This is a genomic window from Paenibacillus albidus (assembly GCF_014644435.1).
GTDB classification, from domain to species: Bacteria; Bacillota; Bacilli; order Paenibacillales; family Paenibacillaceae; genus Paenibacillus_AQ; species Paenibacillus_AQ albidus.
The window spans coordinates 162529-178535 of the sequence record NZ_BMKR01000004.1 but is presented as its reverse complement, the minus strand read 5'-3'; the positions used below and the strand labels follow the sequence as shown (position 1 = coordinate 178535).

Sequence of the window (16007 nt, the reverse complement as noted above, 5' to 3'; positions counted from 1 at the left end):
AAAGACCGCGTTCCAATGAATAATGGAATGCGGTCTTTCTGTGTGAAGGACCCTGCTTGGATCAATACACGGTCAGTCCAAAGTGTAGGGAGCCAGTCCGGAAGGCAAAGCTGACGGGCGGCTGCAGGAGCTCTGCATGTCGTAGAATTGCCGGGAATCAGATGAATCATGGAAGGCCCACATGGCCTCCAGCACATGGTAGGCAAGCTCACCGCTGGCACGGTGTTCGCGTCCGCTGCGGATGGCGTAAGCCATGTCAGCCGGCCCGATGCCGCGTGTGTTCTGGTCATAACCCGGCAGCAGCGGCTGCTCCGTCCATTCATTCTCGCCCAGCTTCCGGTACCTTACAGGGCCGCCAAAGGTATTGGGGTCAGGAACCTGAAGCGTTCCTTCCGTCCCATAGATTTCGATCGGCGGCAGGCTGCTTCCGCCAAAAATATCAAAGCTGGTGATCAGTGTAGCCACCGCCCCGTCCTGAAAGCGTAGTGTTCCGGCGACATGGGTAGGGATGTCCACGGGAATTTTGTGCCCGGCTTTCTTCTCGCTCGTAATCGTACGTTCCTCCAGTGCTTTGCTTGTCATTCCGGCCACTGTACGGATAGGCCCCAGCAGCTGCACCAGGGCTGTCAAATAATAAGGCCCCATATCAAAAAGCGGTCCACCGCCAGCGGCATAATAAAACTCCGGATCGGGATGCCAATGCTCGTGCCCCCGGCTCATCATGAACGCGGTTGCGGCAACCGGCCGTCCAATCACACCATCTTCGATCAGCTTGAGTGCAGTCTGGATTCCCGCGCCAAAGAAGGTTTCGGGCGCACTGCCTACCAAGAGGCCCTTCTCTTTTGCCAAATCCAGAACCTGACGGCCTTCTTCCCGGGTAACCGCCAGCGGTTTCTCCACATACACATGTTTGCCGGCTTCCAGCGCCTGCAAACTGACATCGGCGTGGGCTGCCGGGATGGTCAGATTGATAACGATTTCAATCTCGGGATCATCCAGCAGCTGGCGGGTGGTATAGACCCGGGGAATCTTGTATAGGTCTGCCTGCTCCTGTGCCCGCAACAGATCCATATCTGCACAAGCTAAAAGCTCAAGCATTTCGAACTTCTGACAGTTTTCCATATAAATGCTGCTGATTTTACCACAGCCGATAATGCCTACTTTTACTTTGTCCATTGGTTGATCGCTCCCGGAATTTTATTGACTGTCAGCCATGCCGCTGTAGGTTGCAGCCGGATTCACTACATTCACCAGATCTTTTCCTGCTGCTGCCCATACCAATCCACGCCGCATCATTTCCTTCACAGGCGGCAGCTCAACAATATCGGCATGATGTCCAAGCGAGTTATAGTAGACCCGGCCGGTGCCCCAGCGTTTGGTCCAGGCCACCGGCATGTCGACCGCCTTGTTCAGCTTATGGGGGCCATCTACTACCGGAAACCGGGTGGTCGCCAGTACTTCCACAGCAGGGTCAACATGCAGATAATATTGTTCGGAAGTAACCTTGAAATCCTCCAGACCCTCCACGAGCGGGCTTGAGCTTTGGCAGATTTGCACGGTGTAATCGACACCGTCATTGCCGGGATGGGCAACCCATTGTCCGCCGGTCATAAATTGCCAATCCACATTGTTCCGGAAGGAATCACACATCCCGCCATGGCATCCCGCCAGTCCTGTCCCGTTCTGCACAGCAGCAGAGACATTGTCCACCAGCGTCTGCGAGATTTGCCCCATCGTCCATACAGGAACGATCAGATCGAGTCCACGCAGCTTCTCGCCATCGGCAAATGCCTCCAGGGTATCCGAGACTTCAACCTCAAACTGCTCGCTCTGCAGCAGTCCGGCGAATATTTCTGCAACCTGCTGCGGTTCGTGGCCGTCCCAGCCTCCCCATACGATCAATGCTTTTTTCATCGTCAACACTCCTTTAATTAGAATGGTTACATCTCCGCCAGGGAAACCCAGCGCCGCTCGTCAACCGAACGTTCTACCGCTTCCAGGACAGCCTGGCACTTCACGCCATCATGAAAATTCGGCTCCGGCTGGCGGCCTTCCGCAATGGCGGTGGACAACTCCAGCATTTCGTGAATAAAGGTATGCTCGAACCCGATCGTATGCCCCGGTGGCCACCAGGCCTCCGCATATTCATGCACCGGATCGGTGGCGAGAACACGGCGGAATCCTTGCACATCCTCTTCATCACTGGTCAGATAGACTTCCAGCTCATTCATCCGTTCAAAGTCGAATTTCACACTGCCCAGACTCCCGTTGATCTCAAAAGAGTTGGTGGAACGATGGCCGGCCGCAAACCGCGTCGCTTCAAAGCTGCCCATGGCACCGGTTGCAAAACGGGCCAGAAACAGTGTCGCATCATCAACGGTAACCTCTCCTCGCGGTCCATCCTTGCTCCCTTTGGCACTCAGACCCGTCATTTCAGCTGCGAGCGGCCGCTCTTTGATGAAGGTCTCGCTCATCCCGATAACTTCTTTCATATCACCCACCAGAAAATGGGCCAGATCTATCAAATGCGCGCCCAAGTCACCATGTGAGCCGGAACCCGCTACCTCCTTTTGCAGCCTCCATACCAGCGGGAACTCAGGGTCCAGAATCCAGTCCTGGAGGAACCAGGCCCGAAAATGATAGATTTTTCCCAAACGGCCGCTTTCGACGAGCTTTTTGGCCAATCTAACGGCCGGAGAGAATCGGTAGTTAAAGCCAACCATGTGAGCCACACCGGCATCTTCTGCTGCCTGGAGCATTTCCCGGGAATCTGCGAGCGTCAGGGCCAGCGGCTTCTCACAGAAAATATGCTTGCCCGCCTTGACTGCCGCCAGTGCGATCTCCTTGTGGGCGTTGCTGGGCGCATTGATATCGATCAGATCAATATCATCGCGGGCAATCAGCTCCTTCCAGTCCGTTACACTTTCCGACCAGCCGAGCTGGTTGGCCGCATTTGCCAGTGCTTCGGCGTTTCGTCCGCAGATCACAGACATTTGTGGCTGCAGCGCCTTTGGGAAAAACATGGGCAGGCTGCGGTAAGCATTGCTGTGGGCTTTTCCCATAAACTTGTAACCAATCATTCCGATACGAAGCTGTGTCATCTTAGTCCTCCTTGGGAATCATGAATGTAGATGAAGCACGAACTATGAGCTCAGTAGGCAATTGAATCCGGGTCGCCCGGGAAGAAGTTTCTGTATCTCTGACGGCCGTCATTTCAAGCACCTTGAACGCAGCCAGCTCTCCCAGCTTAAAAAAGGGGACGCGCACACTGCTCAAGGAAGGTGTCGTCAATTCAGCGGCCTCCGAATCATCGTAGCCAATGATGGCAGGCATCTGCGCTCCCGGAATTCCCAGCTCACGCAGACCCTGCTGCAGGCCGATCGCCATACGGTCATTGGCTGCAAACACAGCATCAATCTGTCCGAGATTAGCCACAACCTCCCGCGCTGCCGCCAGTCCGCTGGTGCGGCTGAAGTTACCTCTGAACTGCAGCGAGGGTTCAGGGAGAAGCCCCTTCGCCGCAAGCGCCCGGGTATAGCCGGTCAGCCGGTCTCTGCTGTTGGAATAGACTTCGGGTCCGTTCAGAAAGGCAATCTTGCGGAAACCCTGCTCCAGCAAATGGATAACCGCCTGGTAGCTCCCGTCAATGTGATCCGCATCCACTTCAGGAAAGTCCTCGCCCTCAAAGTGCTGGTTGATCAGACAGAAGGAATGCCCTTCTTCCTTGAGATTGCGGAGTGCAGCTACTTCGGCAGGATCTTCTTTGGCTCCCAGCACAATACAGGCATCAATCTTGCGCATCCGGAACAGACCACTGTAATCCATAACTTCGGCCGGATCACGAAACAACATCAGCAGATCATTCCCTTCCTCCCTGGCCTTGCTTCCGATTCCACTCAGAATTTCTGAGAAATAATAAGCGGAGAACAGGCGGGCTTTGGGCAGATAGGGCATGACTACACCCAGGTTCCCGCTTCTTTGGCGGGCAAAACTGCGTGCCAGCGAGCTTGGTGTATAACCCAGCTGGCGGGCGGCGGCCAGCACCCGTTCCTTGGTTTCTTCTTTGAGCGGTCCCACGTTGTTCAGCACCCGGGAGACTGTCGCTTCGGAGACGCCTGCGAGCTTGGCCACCTCTTGTCGGCTGGCGATGGAAATCCTCCTCCTGCAAGTAAAATGTACACGCGTACATTCTCTCATGAAGAATGACCACCGTCAATCCCTTATCCATTTATTTCTTCATTAAATATTCACCTTCAGCCATTGCTCTACATGCTTCAGGAACCGGCGTGTGGCCGGAGAAGCATGTTTGATGGAATTGACGGCAATGCCCAGCGAGCGGAAGCTCCGTTCCTCTAGCTCCAGCATAGTTATATTATAGTTCTGGCGCTTCAATACCAGCTCCGGCAATATGCTCATCCCAAGCCCTTTCTCGACCATCGCCATAATCGCGTAATCATCCCCGGCCGAGAATTTAATATTGGGCACAATCCCGGCTTTCTCCAGCACCCGCCGGACATCATAATCCGAGCCGGTCTTCGGGATAATGAAATCCTCATGGGCAATCTGCGGCAGCGGAAAATACGGGGCACTGCTAATGGGATGCTCTTTCGCGACGATGGCCAGCATCCGGTCCTTTTTCAATGGGATGACCTCGAATTTCTCACGGGTTGGCAGCGACAGAAAACCACAGTCCACCACCCCGGCCTCAATCCACTGTTCAATCTCCAGATACCCGCCCTCCATCAGCTTGAACTCTATATAGGGGTACTCTCTGCGGAACTGTTTGATCATATCAGGCAACCAATGCACGGACACACTTGTGAAGGTGCCAACCGTCAATGTCCCCACTTCCAGCCCGTGAATGGCTGCGACTTCCTGCTTCAATTGCTCATTCCATTGCAGAATTTCCCGGATTGGCCGCAGTACCTGCTCTCCGTTCATCGTTAATTTGACGCCAGAGCGGTTTCGGATCAGCAGAGTGAAGCCAAATTCCGCTTCGAGGGCACTGAGTGTATGGCTGATTCCGGATTGGGTGAATCCTAGCAGCTCTGCTGCTTTTGTCAGGCTGCCCAGCTCTACCACTTTCACAAAAACCTCATATTTATGGATGCTCAAACCGGAATCTCCTCCTGTATTTACATTAGATTAGCTCATGCAAGTCATGATAAACATTCAGTTAACTTATGGATTCGAGCGTATTATACTATATCCAGCTGAAATAAAGAAGGATGATGATGAATGAAACCGTTGAAGGCCGAACTGCTGCTGCTGATTGTAACCCTGTTCTGGGGGTCCTCTTATATTTTCATGAAAATGGGCCTTGATACACTCGGTGAATTCAATCTGATTGCGCTTCGTTTCGGGCTTGCTTTTATACTGGCCGCAGCTTTGTTCCACAAACGTCTAAGACGAGTAGATATCAGAACTTTGAAATACGGAGCGCTGCTGGGATTTTTGCTATTGGGCGTATTTACCTGCATCACCTTTGGACTGAAGACCACTACGACCTCCAATGCCGGATTTCTGGTTGCGCTAACCGTAATTTTTGTCCCCCTGCTCGAAGTCCTGGTATTCAAAAAAAAGGTAGGCCCTCCGCAGATTTTTGGCGCCACGTTAGCTATTGCCGGAATCGGGCTGCTCACTTTAAACGGTTCCTTCCAGATTCGCCCCGGAGACTTCCTGTGCATACTGTCAGCTGTATTCTACGCCGCCCATATCCTTGTTACAGGAAAGGCGGTCAAGACTAGCGATTCGCTAAGTATTGGCATCCTCCAGCTGGGCTTTGCCGGGGGATATGCGCTGGTCCTGTCCACTTTGCTGGAGACACCTTCTTTGCCCTCTTCCCTGCCCACCTGGATGGCTATATTGGCACTTGGCATCCTTTGCAGTGCCTGCGGGTTTATTCTTCAGCCGGTGGCCCAAAAATACACCTCTCCGACCCGAACCGGTCTGATCTTCGCCCTGGAGCCGGTATTTGCAGCTTTGTTCGGCTACCTGTTTGCCGGTGAGGTGTTGTCATTGCAGGGCTATAGCGGTGCCGCACTTGTCCTGCTCGGAATTGTGGCCCCAGAGCTGCTGGGTAAAATGACCTGGGCACCAGGTACTTCGCAGCGTAAACGGCGTGCCGGATAGACCGGCAGCATCATGTCCTGAAATGGAAACACCCCGTACAGCCAAGGTTAAATGGCTGTACGGGGTGTTTTAGGTTTACTGATCCTATTTTTATTAATGCTTAAACTCAATTAATGCCCGGACATCATGGCCGGCTCCACTGCCGAAGCCTCATCGCCCGAAGCCTTCCCCCATGACTTGGGTTTGCGCAGAACAGTACTGATGACAACACCGGCTACAGCAATACAGCCTGACAAAAAGAATACATCGTTGAAGCCTAGAACCGCAGCGCTGAGCGGGTTGCTGCCTTGAGCCATTTCAGCCGTATGTGTGGTGATTTGGCTGGTGAGATAACCGGTCATGCCGGCGACTGCAAAGGACACCACTACCTGCTGTGCTGCCGCTGTAAGCGGAGTAACGCGGCCGACCCATTCACGGGGCGCGGAGTTCAGCACATGAGTATTCAGCGGCATCATAGACAAGCCCATTCCCAGTCCCAACAAGCCGAGGCATACCATTATGACAGGGAGGCTGGTATCCACTGTAATTCCCGAGAGCAGGAATAATGCAGTTGAGATAATCGTCAGTCCGACAAAGGCGAGCGGACGGGCGCCAATCTTGTCAAACAGCCGTCCGCCGAGCGGCATGCCGATTCCGGAAGCCAAAGCCTGTGGCAGCAGGATGAGGCCAGTCTCAAGTGGAGTGAAATTACGGATCTGCTGCAAATACAGCGGCACAAACAGCATGGACCCGAATAAGGCAGCTTGAGTTACCCAGGTTAAAATAATGCCGCGGGTAAAATCCGTGGAACGGAATACACGCAGTTCCAGAAGCGGATACTTGTGCCGAAGCTCAACGATGATGAAGAGAATGAGGGCCACGCCTCCCACCGATAGTCCTGCTATCGCCTGAGTGGACGACCAGCCGATGCCTCCCCCTTCATTTACTCCATAAGCCAGCATGGAGAAGGCAATCGGCGCCAGAATCATCCCGAACAGATCCAGCGGGGTTTTGCCTTTCTTCTCTGACTTCGGCAAGTACTTCACGCCAAGAATGATGGCAATAATACCGATAGGCAGATTAATCAGGAAGATCCAGTGCCAGCTGACGGACTCCACCAGCCAACCGGACAGGATCGGACCCATTGCGGGAGCAAGCAGCATCGGAATGCCAAGCATACCCATGATGGAGCCTCTTCGTTCAATAGGTGCCAGCTTGAAGACCATGGCCATACCGATAGGAGCGACCATGCCGCCTCCCAAACCTTGAATAACCCGGAACAGAACCAGCTGTGATGAAGTCTGTGCTACGGAACACAATATGGAGCCAAGCACGAACATTGTCACAGTAGCAAGGAAGACTTGCTTGGAACCATAGCGGTCTGTCATCCAGCCTGCAAGCGGAATGACAGCCGCCAAGGCTAGCGTATACCCGGTTATGGCCCATTGAATTGTTGAGAGATCCGAAGAGAAATACTTAACCAGCTCGGGGACTGCGACATTCACTACCGTGCCATCCAGGATAACCATGATCATGCCGACAATAATCGCCAGCAGCGGCGGAAGGATCGCTTTCAGCGAGAAAGGCTGTTCCGCTGCGGCGACACTTCCATTGTTTATTTTAGACATACAATGCTCCACTCTTTTCTTTATATATTATATTGATGAAAGAAATGCTCAAACAAATGATCGATCTGCTCCTCAATGGGCATAAAAGAACAAATCGGTTCGGACTGTTCTTGTTCCCCGGGGAGACAGGACATCATAATTGCAGGAAGTACAACGGCACCATGTAATTGCAGCAATATCATCGTAAGCTTGACTTCATCGTGTTCATTTGTAATTTCCTGCAAAGTGCTGTGCATTTTCTGTACTTTCATAACCTTCCAATAGCGGGCATACTCGTCCTTGGAGCCCATGATAAGCCGTCCCTGATCTACCATCTGTCTGGCCAACCCCGGATACTGCTGCAGGCGGTTGACATAGTTTACGAAAAATTGCTTCATCCGGTCTATGGGGGCCAAATCTTTGTTGTCAAGCGGTTCAAACACGTCATCGAAGGTAGAAATGAGCATCCGCACCGCATCACTAAGCAATTGGTCCTTGGAACCGTAATAATAATTGATTAACGCCAGATTCGTGTCCGCTTTGGCAGCAATCTTGCGGAGGGTCGCACATTTGAAGCCTTCCTGATGAATCAACTCTACTGTAGCATTGAGAATCACCTGTTTCGTATCTCTGTCTGGTTGTATTGTGTTCTCGCCTTTGTCCATAACAGTTCTCCTGTCCCTCCTGTTTCTAATCATCGATTTAAACACTGATTAATTAGAATTTTAATTTACTCCTCTTCCTGTTCTTTGTCAAGTACACATCCTGCATATTTGCACCGGACGGAGTCACAGACGTCAAAGAGACTGCGCATGCTCCTTAGGGGAGCCGCACAGTCTCTTGTTCAAGAATTCTCAGGTATACAATCCCTGCTTAGGGCAGATCATGGTTTGGGCTGCTGCTGACCGGCGTCAGCCGCAGTTCGATCAGTTTGCCGGAACCGTCCAGCAGAAGTTCGAGCTCTGCCTCAGCTCCGGAGAAGGACAACACACTTTGGATGGTCATTTGATCCTCGCTGCGGCTGCTCTGAGTGGTCTTGACGCCCAGATAATTTCCGCCCGGGAGCACTATCCCTTCCCATGACTGCTGCAATGCCGGTGCATCAAGCTTCAGGGCTTCACTGAAAAAACGTTCCTGCAGCTCCTGATACTTCCCGGCTGACAATAATCCGGCAATGGCTCCGGCTGTTACGTCCGGAGAGTAGATCTGAGCCAGATTGGCTGCCTCATCATATCCGGTGACGAATCCCAGTGCCGAAAAAAAGGACAAAGGCACATACACCCGGTCGTACTTAAAAACGGCTGAACCTTTAAAAGGAACCTTGTCCGTGCCATTAAGGGTAAGCTCCTGAACTTCAAGCTTGAACTCCACCTTAAGCTGCGGACTAACCAGCTGAATGGTTCCTTTATCCTGTTGATAGGTGGTCTTGTATCTCAGGGCTTCGGCGGTTTCACGCAAGGGGATCATTAGTGTCGAGCCGCTGCGATAGGGAACGGGTCCGTCAAACTTCAAGGCCTGGCCGTTCAAGATAATGCCGGCTGTACCCGAAGCTGCGGAGACTTTACCGGCAGTTAAGCTCCAGGACCCTGTGGCAAGCAAAATAAAACTCAGGATAACGGCGGCGATTTTGTTCATAAAATCGAATCCTCCTCTTCCATAGTTAATATTATTATGCTCACTCTACATCAAAATCAAAATATCGCTTTGGAAAGGGTTCTTGGATCAGGGTGAAATGCCACCATTCCTTGCTGTACGGCTTGAATCCCTGCGCGGCCATCGCCGCCTTGAGAATCGCCCGGTTAGCTTGCTGTGTCTTGTTGATCAACGGATTGTCGTAATAGGAGATATTTCCGAAGAAGTCAAACGGGCTTCCCATATCCACCTGCTCCCCCGTACTCTTATGGACCAGTGTCAGATCAACGGTACTGCCTCTGGAGTGACCGGATTTAGAAGCAATGAACCCCAGCTTGAACAAATCACGTTTGTTGAGCGTTGGGTAATATTGCTGTTTCATCTTGGTGTCCGAGGCGTCCAGCGACCAGCTTTTGAAGCGGTTGACCGCTTTTTGGGGGCGATAGGCATCATAAATTTTGAGAATATAGCCTTTGCGGTCCAAGTCATCACTTACTGCCTTGAGCGCAGTTGCGGCTTGTTGCGAGAAGATGGCCAGCGGAGCCTTATATCCGGTCACCCGCCTGCCGGTGAAGTTATTGTCTCCATAATACCTGATCTCATATTGCGCAGTGGGAATAACCTCGTCCAGATAAACAAACCCTTTGGGGAGGTTATGCTGCTTTGAAAGCTTCAGCTGCTGCAGCGCGGAGTCTGTCGATGATCCTACGTAAGCTGCATCAGCATGTCCGGAGAACAACCCGTTCAGCAGCAAGATGCACAGCAGCGCCAAGATGGCGTTGGGCGTTCTCACGGTTACCCGTTTCATCGGTTATCCATCCCTCCTTATTCAGAATATGTAAACGTTTTATACAGATATTCTAACAGAACCTCGCGTATTTGCCTATTGCCTGCACCGTTATTCCTCCTGATCAAAAAGAGCCCTTAACAGCGTTAAGAGGCTCTACTCTTTAATTTAGCTGAAAAGGCTCCAAGTAGCGGTCGATTTCTGCGGTGTACGTATAATCGGTGCTTTCGAGCAGTGTGAGCAGCTTTTTGATTTGGGCCAGCACTTCGCTGTTGCCCACCCCGTTTACTATTGCGGCTTCATATGCTTGCCTCAGCTCCGGATCGAGCGTGGACGGCGTATCATCGGACTCATAACCATAGGCAGGTGTATTATCCAATCCGTAGAAAACCTGATGTCTGGCATATTTGAATTCTTCCCTGATTACAGCGCCCCGGTTAGAATTCGGATATTGGCGGATAAAAGACTCCATCGCCAGCGTACGTTTAATCAGCTCTTCCCAAGGAATTACAATTCCTGCATCAAAGGCGGTCGGATGATTGGACTCTGCTGCCATAATATCAATATAAGCGGCGACCTCTTGGCTGACAAAAGATTTGAAGCGTTTGAACGCCTCATAATGCATAACCGGATAATACAGGCCTTCACTGCTTTCCATTTTATAGCCTTTATCGCGGCCTTCGATCAGCAGGGCCCGGACTTTGGCATCCGGGAGGTTGTTCAGCAGGTTGGTATAAGTCAACCCTCCTTTAACGGAAGCCTTCTCCACGGCCATTTGGATGTGCTCAGGGTATATTTTCTCCGAGTAATCCCCTATATCCGCGAGTTGTGCATTTTCCAGCTGCAGTGTCATTACCGTGGCATTCCATACACTGACCTGATTGATATGATTAATCAGATAATTGCGTGCCTGAATCAGATTGCCCGGTTTCTTCAACTGCTTCTGGAATTGCGCATAGATCGCAGAAGGCTGCTGCACTTGGGCAGCCGAAGCCTGCTGCACGTCCCCTGCGGCAGCGCCTGTAACTGAGCCCATGGCAATAGCAACACCGAGGAGCAGTGCTTTTTTACGATTCCGATGCAAGCCGTTAGAATGTTTCATATAACCCTCCGATATTCAGTTTATCTTCATACTTATGATTGGACGGCAAGGATGAAGCTGAAACAATTGCCGCTGAACCGGCAGGTATTTATTGGGCAGCGGGAAGCTGTACTTCGGGCAACATGTCTTTTCTCCGGTAGATTCCCAGCAGCAGACCCACTGCCGCATATTCTATCAGTACATGACTGCCATAGCTGAGGAACGGAAATGGCAGGCTTACTACAAGCATGGAGCCGCTCCACAAGGAAAGACCATATAACAGACGCAGGAATAACATACCGCCAAGTGCCACAATAAGTGTCTTACCATAGGGATTACGGACGGCATGGAGGGCAGCTATCAGCTTGATGAGGAACCAGACTACCAGGGCCGCCAGCAGCAACCCGCCTCCCCAACCGAAACAGCGGATGAGATAGATCGGGAGCATATCGGCGTAGACGTAGGGGAGATTTCCCTGGTGGGCCCCGAATCCGTGTCCGCTCCAGCCGGCAGAGCTCAGTGCTTCTTTTATTTTGACATAAATATAGCCATTGCCATTCGGATCGTGTGTATAGCTGAACCTATTCGATAATCTTTCTCTCAAGTACGGGCTGTTCCATAGGTAGATTAATCCGCCGCTCAAATAAAGTCCGCTAATGAACAGTGTTGTCCACCTTCTGCGCGAAACCCAGCCATACACGGCCAAGGATGAGAGGATATATATAACCAACTCCGGGTAGCTACGCACTTGGATGAACAGGAATGAAGGCACTAACAGAGCGAGGATCTTAAGAATATCGTTGAAAAAAATACTCTGTTTGCCCATTAACTTTTGTTTCGAAAAAATCCCAGCCAGCGCAGCCACAAAAAAATAAGGACTGCAGGCAACAAAATCTATCGAAAAAGGGCCCATAACGAACCATCTACCGGTACCATTTATTTCAGTGTCCCAGCCAATTTTCGCGAAAACCCCAAATAACGTTAGGGCATATAGCAGCCATGAGTACTTCTTCAACTTACGAACATCTATAAAATACATCCCCAGCATCAGCACCATGCCCATCACAATATAAACGCCTTGATTCCTCATAAACCCGATTTCACCCATCGCACCTTCCGAGCTGGCTTCGACAGACCCCATGGCGAGCAAACTGATCGCTGAGAATAACACCATGGCTGCCAGGATCCCCCACGGAATTCGAGGTTTATGTACCTGATGCAATCCTTTGCCCAGTTGGACCGGATCACCCATCTGAACCAATGCCCACACAGTGGCCTGGTCTTCGCTCTCGCCTTCTTCTACTTTATCCGCCACCAAATCCTCTATATGGCAGCCAAGCTCCCGCCGAATTTCAACATGCATCTCTTTGGCCTTCACCTGCGAGCATACCGTATCCAGATAACGCTCCACCTCTTCATGGGCCGTCCTCATGCGTTCCCCTCCCCCAGCACCGAATCTACAGCACCTTTGAATAAAAGCCATTCCGCCCGCTTTTCCTTCAGTTTCTCCTTGCCTTCTTCCAGTATTCTGTAGTATTTACGCTTGCGCCCTTCGACTTCCATCCAGTAGGCTTCCACCCAACGTTCGCTTTCCATTGCATGGAGGATCGGATATAATGTCCCTTCCTTTAAACGGAATACTCCCTGTGACCGCTGCTCCAGCTCTTTGATCAGTTCATAACCGTACAGCGGTTTGTCCAAGAGCAACGTCAGGACCATCACTCCGGTGCTGCCCTTCAGCATTTCTTTGCCTACTTTCATTTGATCTCCCCCTTTCGGTTTTCGTTGGTTATTAAAGTCAACACTGATATACCTAGTTTATCTATACATCGTAACTCTATGTATCATTCTAACCGCTTTCTTCCTTACAGTCAAAAAAGCCCCTCCCCGGCTCTAAAGCCGGGAAAGGGCTAACTGCAGTTATGTGCTCATACGTCACTCGCTTAGTGCATGGATGCTTGTGTTTTATGCTGCACAATGACACGTTTGATAAAGAAGGCCAGAATCAGACCCACAATTGCTACTCCCATACCAAACATAAACGCATTCTGTACCCCTTCGGTGAACGCCGGGAGGGCATTTGAAGGATCGGCAGGATCGCTTACCGTCTTAAGGTAATTTTTGCTGCCTGCAGTCATGATACTTACTGCCAGCGCGGTACCGATAGCTCCTGCTACCTGCTGCAGGGTATTCATAATCGCCGTTCCATCCGGGTACAATTCTATCGGCAATTGATTGATACCGTTGGTCTGAGCCGGCATGAAGATCATTGACACACCAATCATGAGTGTACTATGGAGGACAATTACAAAGGCCACCGTGGATGCAGCCGTAATTCCGGAGAAGAACCACAAGGTTACCGCCACAATAATCAGGCCCGGAATCACCAGCCATTTTGGTCCGTATTTATCAAACAAACGGCCCATAATCGGAGACATCAATCCGTTAATGATCCCGCCTGGCAACAAGAGCAAGCCCGCTTTAAATGCTGTGTACCCTTGGCCCTGCTGCAAATACATCGGCAGAATCAGCATGGAGGACAAAATAACCATCATACAGATAAAGACCATGGCTACACCTACAACGAACATCGGAAATTTAAAAGCGCGCAGATTAATCATTGGCTGCTTCATCTTCATTTGACGAATGCCGAACAATACAAGCGCCACTACACCAATGGCAATGGTAAAGATGACTTTCGGACTTCCCCATCCTTCCGCTTCCCCAGCGCTGCTGAATCCGAACACAATGCCGCCAAATCCAATGGATGACAGGACAATGGACAGCAGGTCGATCCGGGGTTTCGTGACCTTGGTCACATTCTGCATGAACAGAATGCCGAACACCAGTGCAAGCACCAGAAACGGCAGCGACAGCCAGAAAATCCAGTGCCAGCTAAGGCTCTCGATCAGCAGTCCGGCAATCGTTGGTCCCACCGCCGGGGCAACCATGATGACAAGACCGATCATCCCCATGGCCGCACCTCTTTTTTCAGCAGGAATAATGACCAGAATCGTATTGAACATCAGCGGCAGCAGCAGCGCTGTGCCCATGGCCTGCACAACTCTGGCCGTCAGCAGGAACTCGAAGCTTGGTGAAATTGCTGCCAGAAATGTGCCCAGTATGGAAAAAGACAGTGCAGCCACAAACAGCTGCCTGGTGGAAAACCATTGCAATAAAAGACCCGAAATCGGGACAAGAATCCCCAAGGTCAACAGATAAGCCGTTGTCAGCCACTGTGCTGTGGTGGGGGTAATGCTCAGAACCTTCATCAGATCGCTTAATGCCACATTTAACGCTGTTTCACTGAACATGCCGATAAATCCGCTGAGCAGCAAAGAAACCAGAATCGGTATCGTTTTAAACTTTTTTTCTCCAGGCTGTGTTGAGCCTTGCATTGTAGCTTCCACTCTTTGTTCCTCCCAAATATGTTTTCTCTATATTCTCTCTAACTGAGTAATGCTGGGATCAGCTTCGCTGCCGCAAGCAGCGGCTGTTCATCCCGGAACGTCAACGTCTGGAGCAATGCGCCTTCAAACAAGGACACCGCAACAGAGGCTTTGTCGGCTGCTTCCGTCTCGCCAACACCTTCCTCCATGAGATGCTGCTTCACAACTTCCTGCCAATCACTGAATACAGTCTGGCAGGCCTGCCTCAACTCTTCACTCACACAGGACGTCTCCACCGCCAGCCAGAAACTGAATGGAACCACTCGCTCATAAGAAGAACTTACCGCTTCCTCGGCCATGCCCAGCAAGAATTCTCTCATTGCCTCACCGATACCGGGGCTGGTATCTGCAAGATCCTTGAGCTTCTCTGTGACAATGTCACTGGTGCGATGGATACAGGTTAAAGCCAGTTCCTCTTTGCCGTGGGGAAAATAATAATAAAGAGATCCCTTCGGTGATTCACTCTCTTTAATAATCTGGTTCAGTCCTGTTGCGTGGTAGCCTTGTGTGAAAAACAATTTCGACGCGCAATCCACAATCGCTTCACGCGCATTCGGCTTGTTCGACAAGCTTGACACTCCCTTTGCATTATAACAATCGGTCTACATAATGAAACCACGTTTTCATAAAGAATGTCAATTGTTTTTCAATTAAATTTTAACATTTTTAGCAGCCCACATTTCTTTCGAATTGCTCACTTCACTGATTCTGAAGAATGTACAAACAAAAAAAGAGCCTCTCACAGGCTCATTCCTCCGTACGTTCTTCCCCATTCACATCCCAGCGGTGCTGGTATTTCAAAAGACGCGGATGCAGCGAATCGGGAGCCGACGACAGCAGCAGGCGAAGCTTCACAATCCATTCTTCAAAAGAGGAAAAAGAAGCAAACTGGTTCGCCATCTCCGGTGTCAAATACAGAAAATACGGCGACGGGTACACCTCAGCCACATGACGGAGCGCGGAGTCCAGGGGGGTGTATTTTTTGCGTTTGCCTTCTAAGCCTTCTACTGTGATATAAGAGCGGCCTTGTTCCCGCTTCCATTCATGCAGCCGGTCTTCTCTTTTGTAGAATGAACGAACCGGCTCCTTCGACATGCGGCGTACGGTCTCCTCATGCAGGGGATACAGAACCAGCTTCTGGAACTGGCGCTCTTCTGCTGTACGGGCAGCCTGCTCCAATTCCTCATCCGAGGTATGTTCAAAAGAATCATAATAGATCAAGGTCCCTTTCCGCTGCTCAGCGGGAGGTTCATAACCATAGGGTACTTGCTGAATATCCCGTTTCATCTTGTGTCCTCCTTTGTCAAAATAGAAGTCCGGCAGGCTCCATTGTTTACACA

16 protein-coding genes are annotated in these 16007 nt (G+C 51.0%); 1 reads left to right on the top strand and 15 read right to left on the bottom strand.

The genetic code is table 11. The features are described from left to right. Positions 1-72: 72 nt before the first annotated feature. Genes IEY53_RS05910 through IEY53_RS05890 form a run of 5 tightly spaced genes read right to left on the bottom strand, consistent with a single transcriptional unit; the run spans position 73 to position 5115 of the window. Positions 73-1176 carry a Gfo/Idh/MocA family protein gene (locus IEY53_RS05910; protein ID WP_189022924.1) on the bottom strand — a complete coding sequence of 368 codons (1104 nt, stop codon included), beginning with the start codon at positions 1174-1176 and terminating at the stop codon, positions 73-75. A 21-nt stretch (positions 1177-1197) separates the two neighbouring features. Further along, complete coding sequence (locus tag IEY53_RS05905; RefSeq protein ID WP_189022922.1) at positions 1198-1914, bottom strand: ThuA domain-containing protein; 717 nt, start codon at positions 1912-1914, stop codon at positions 1198-1200. Positions 1915-1940: 26 nt separating this feature from the next. Beyond that, on the bottom strand, positions 1941-3101 hold the full coding sequence (locus tag IEY53_RS05900; RefSeq protein WP_189022920.1) for a Gfo/Idh/MocA family protein: 1161 nt from the start codon (positions 3099-3101) through the stop codon (positions 1941-1943). 1 nt (position 3102) lies between these two features. Continuing rightward, positions 3103-4197 carry a LacI family DNA-binding transcriptional regulator gene (locus IEY53_RS05895; protein ID WP_189022918.1) on the bottom strand — a complete coding sequence of 365 codons (1095 nt, stop codon included), beginning with the start codon at positions 4195-4197 and terminating at the stop codon, positions 3103-3105. Between the two features lie 42 nt (positions 4198-4239). After that, on the bottom strand, positions 4240-5115 hold the full coding sequence (locus tag IEY53_RS05890; RefSeq protein ID WP_189022916.1) for a LysR family transcriptional regulator: 876 nt from the start codon (positions 5113-5115) through the stop codon (positions 4240-4242). Positions 5116-5238: 123 nt separating this feature from the next. Between IEY53_RS05890 and IEY53_RS05885 the strand changes: the two genes are divergently transcribed. Next, positions 5239-6132 (top strand): DMT family transporter, encoded by an 894-nt coding sequence (locus IEY53_RS05885; RefSeq protein ID WP_189022914.1) that lies wholly within the window; start codon positions 5239-5241, stop codon positions 6130-6132. Between the two features lie 110 nt (positions 6133-6242). Here the strand turns inward: IEY53_RS05885 and IEY53_RS05880 are convergent, their stop codons facing one another. The 10 genes from IEY53_RS05880 to IEY53_RS05835 form a co-directional block, all read right to left on the bottom strand. Then, on the bottom strand, positions 6243-7739 hold the full coding sequence (locus IEY53_RS05880) for a DHA2 family efflux MFS transporter permease subunit (protein ID WP_189022912.1): 1497 nt from the start codon (positions 7737-7739) through the stop codon (positions 6243-6245). A 20-nt stretch (positions 7740-7759) separates the two neighbouring features. Beyond that, positions 7760-8383, bottom strand: a complete 624-nt coding sequence (locus IEY53_RS05875; protein WP_189022911.1) for a TetR/AcrR family transcriptional regulator — start codon at positions 8381-8383, stop codon at positions 7760-7762. A 208-nt stretch (positions 8384-8591) separates the two neighbouring features. After that, complete coding sequence (locus IEY53_RS05870) at positions 8592-9353, bottom strand: stalk domain-containing protein (RefSeq protein WP_189022909.1); 762 nt, start codon at positions 9351-9353, stop codon at positions 8592-8594. Positions 9354-9393: 40 nt separating this feature from the next. Next, positions 9394-10158: a M15 family metallopeptidase gene (locus IEY53_RS05865; RefSeq protein WP_189022907.1), complete on the bottom strand. Its 765-nt coding sequence runs from the start codon at positions 10156-10158 to the stop codon at positions 9394-9396. Positions 10159-10300: 142 nt separating this feature from the next. Next, entirely contained in the window at positions 10301-11239 is a 939-nt protein-coding gene (locus IEY53_RS05860; protein ID WP_189022905.1) for a hypothetical protein, read from the bottom strand. Between the two features lie 88 nt (positions 11240-11327). After that, positions 11328-12650: an FtsW/RodA/SpoVE family cell cycle protein gene (locus tag IEY53_RS05855; RefSeq protein ID WP_189022903.1), complete on the bottom strand. Its 1323-nt coding sequence runs from the start codon at positions 12648-12650 to the stop codon at positions 11328-11330. Continuing rightward, positions 12647-12979, bottom strand: a complete 333-nt coding sequence (locus IEY53_RS05850; protein WP_189022902.1) for a PadR family transcriptional regulator — start codon at positions 12977-12979, stop codon at positions 12647-12649. Before IEY53_RS05850 ends, IEY53_RS05855 begins: the two co-directional genes overlap by 4 nt. A gap of 182 nt (positions 12980-13161) precedes the next feature. After that, complete coding sequence (locus tag IEY53_RS05845; RefSeq protein ID WP_189023161.1) at positions 13162-14616, bottom strand: DHA2 family efflux MFS transporter permease subunit; 1455 nt, start codon at positions 14614-14616, stop codon at positions 13162-13164. Positions 14617-14666: 50 nt separating this feature from the next. Further along, entirely contained in the window at positions 14667-15245 is a 579-nt protein-coding gene (locus IEY53_RS05840; protein WP_373293807.1) for a TetR/AcrR family transcriptional regulator, read from the bottom strand. 169 nt (positions 15246-15414) lie between these two features. Next, on the bottom strand, positions 15415-15954 hold the full coding sequence (locus IEY53_RS05835; protein ID WP_189022898.1) for a hypothetical protein: 540 nt from the start codon (positions 15952-15954) through the stop codon (positions 15415-15417). Between the last annotated feature and the right edge of the window lie 53 nt (positions 15955-16007).

What these genes read in the sequence shown, in the direction of transcription:
- IEY53_RS05910 (WP_189022924.1), bottom strand. Translation starts at nt 1,176, where the DNA reads ATGGACAAAGTAAAAGTAGGCATTATCGGCTGTGGTAAAATCAGCAGC.
- IEY53_RS05905 (WP_189022922.1), bottom strand. Translation starts at nt 1,914, where the DNA reads ATGAAAAAAGCATTGATCGTATGGGGAGGCTGGGACGGCCACGAACCG.
- IEY53_RS05900 (WP_189022920.1), bottom strand. Translation starts at nt 3,101, where the DNA reads ATGACACAGCTTCGTATCGGAATGATTGGTTACAAGTTTATGGGAAAA.
- IEY53_RS05895 (WP_189022918.1), bottom strand. Translation starts at nt 4,197, where the DNA reads ATGAGAGAATGTACGCGTGTACATTTTACTTGCAGGAGGAGGATTTCC.
- IEY53_RS05885 (WP_189022914.1), top strand. Translation starts at nt 5,239, where the DNA reads ATGAAACCGTTGAAGGCCGAACTGCTGCTGCTGATTGTAACCCTGTTC.
- IEY53_RS05880 (WP_189022912.1), bottom strand. Translation starts at nt 7,739, where the DNA reads ATGTCTAAAATAAACAATGGAAGTGTCGCCGCAGCGGAACAGCCTTTC.
- IEY53_RS05875 (WP_189022911.1), bottom strand. Translation starts at nt 8,383, where the DNA reads ATGGACAAAGGCGAGAACACAATACAACCAGACAGAGATACGAAACAG.
- IEY53_RS05870 (WP_189022909.1), bottom strand. Translation starts at nt 9,353, where the DNA reads ATGAACAAAATCGCCGCCGTTATCCTGAGTTTTATTTTGCTTGCCACA.
- IEY53_RS05865 (WP_189022907.1), bottom strand. Translation starts at nt 10,158, where the DNA reads ATGAAACGGGTAACCGTGAGAACGCCCAACGCCATCTTGGCGCTGCTG.
- IEY53_RS05860 (WP_189022905.1), bottom strand. Translation starts at nt 11,239, where the DNA reads ATGAAACATTCTAACGGCTTGCATCGGAATCGTAAAAAAGCACTGCTC.
- IEY53_RS05855 (WP_189022903.1), bottom strand. Translation starts at nt 12,650, where the DNA reads ATGAGGACGGCCCATGAAGAGGTGGAGCGTTATCTGGATACGGTATGC.
- IEY53_RS05850 (WP_189022902.1), bottom strand. Translation starts at nt 12,979, where the DNA reads ATGAAAGTAGGCAAAGAAATGCTGAAGGGCAGCACCGGAGTGATGGTC.
- IEY53_RS05845 (WP_189023161.1), bottom strand. Translation starts at nt 14,616, where the DNA reads ATGCAAGGCTCAACACAGCCTGGAGAAAAAAAGTTTAAAACGATACCG.
- IEY53_RS05835 (WP_189022898.1), bottom strand. Translation starts at nt 15,954, where the DNA reads ATGAAACGGGATATTCAGCAAGTACCCTATGGTTATGAACCTCCCGCT.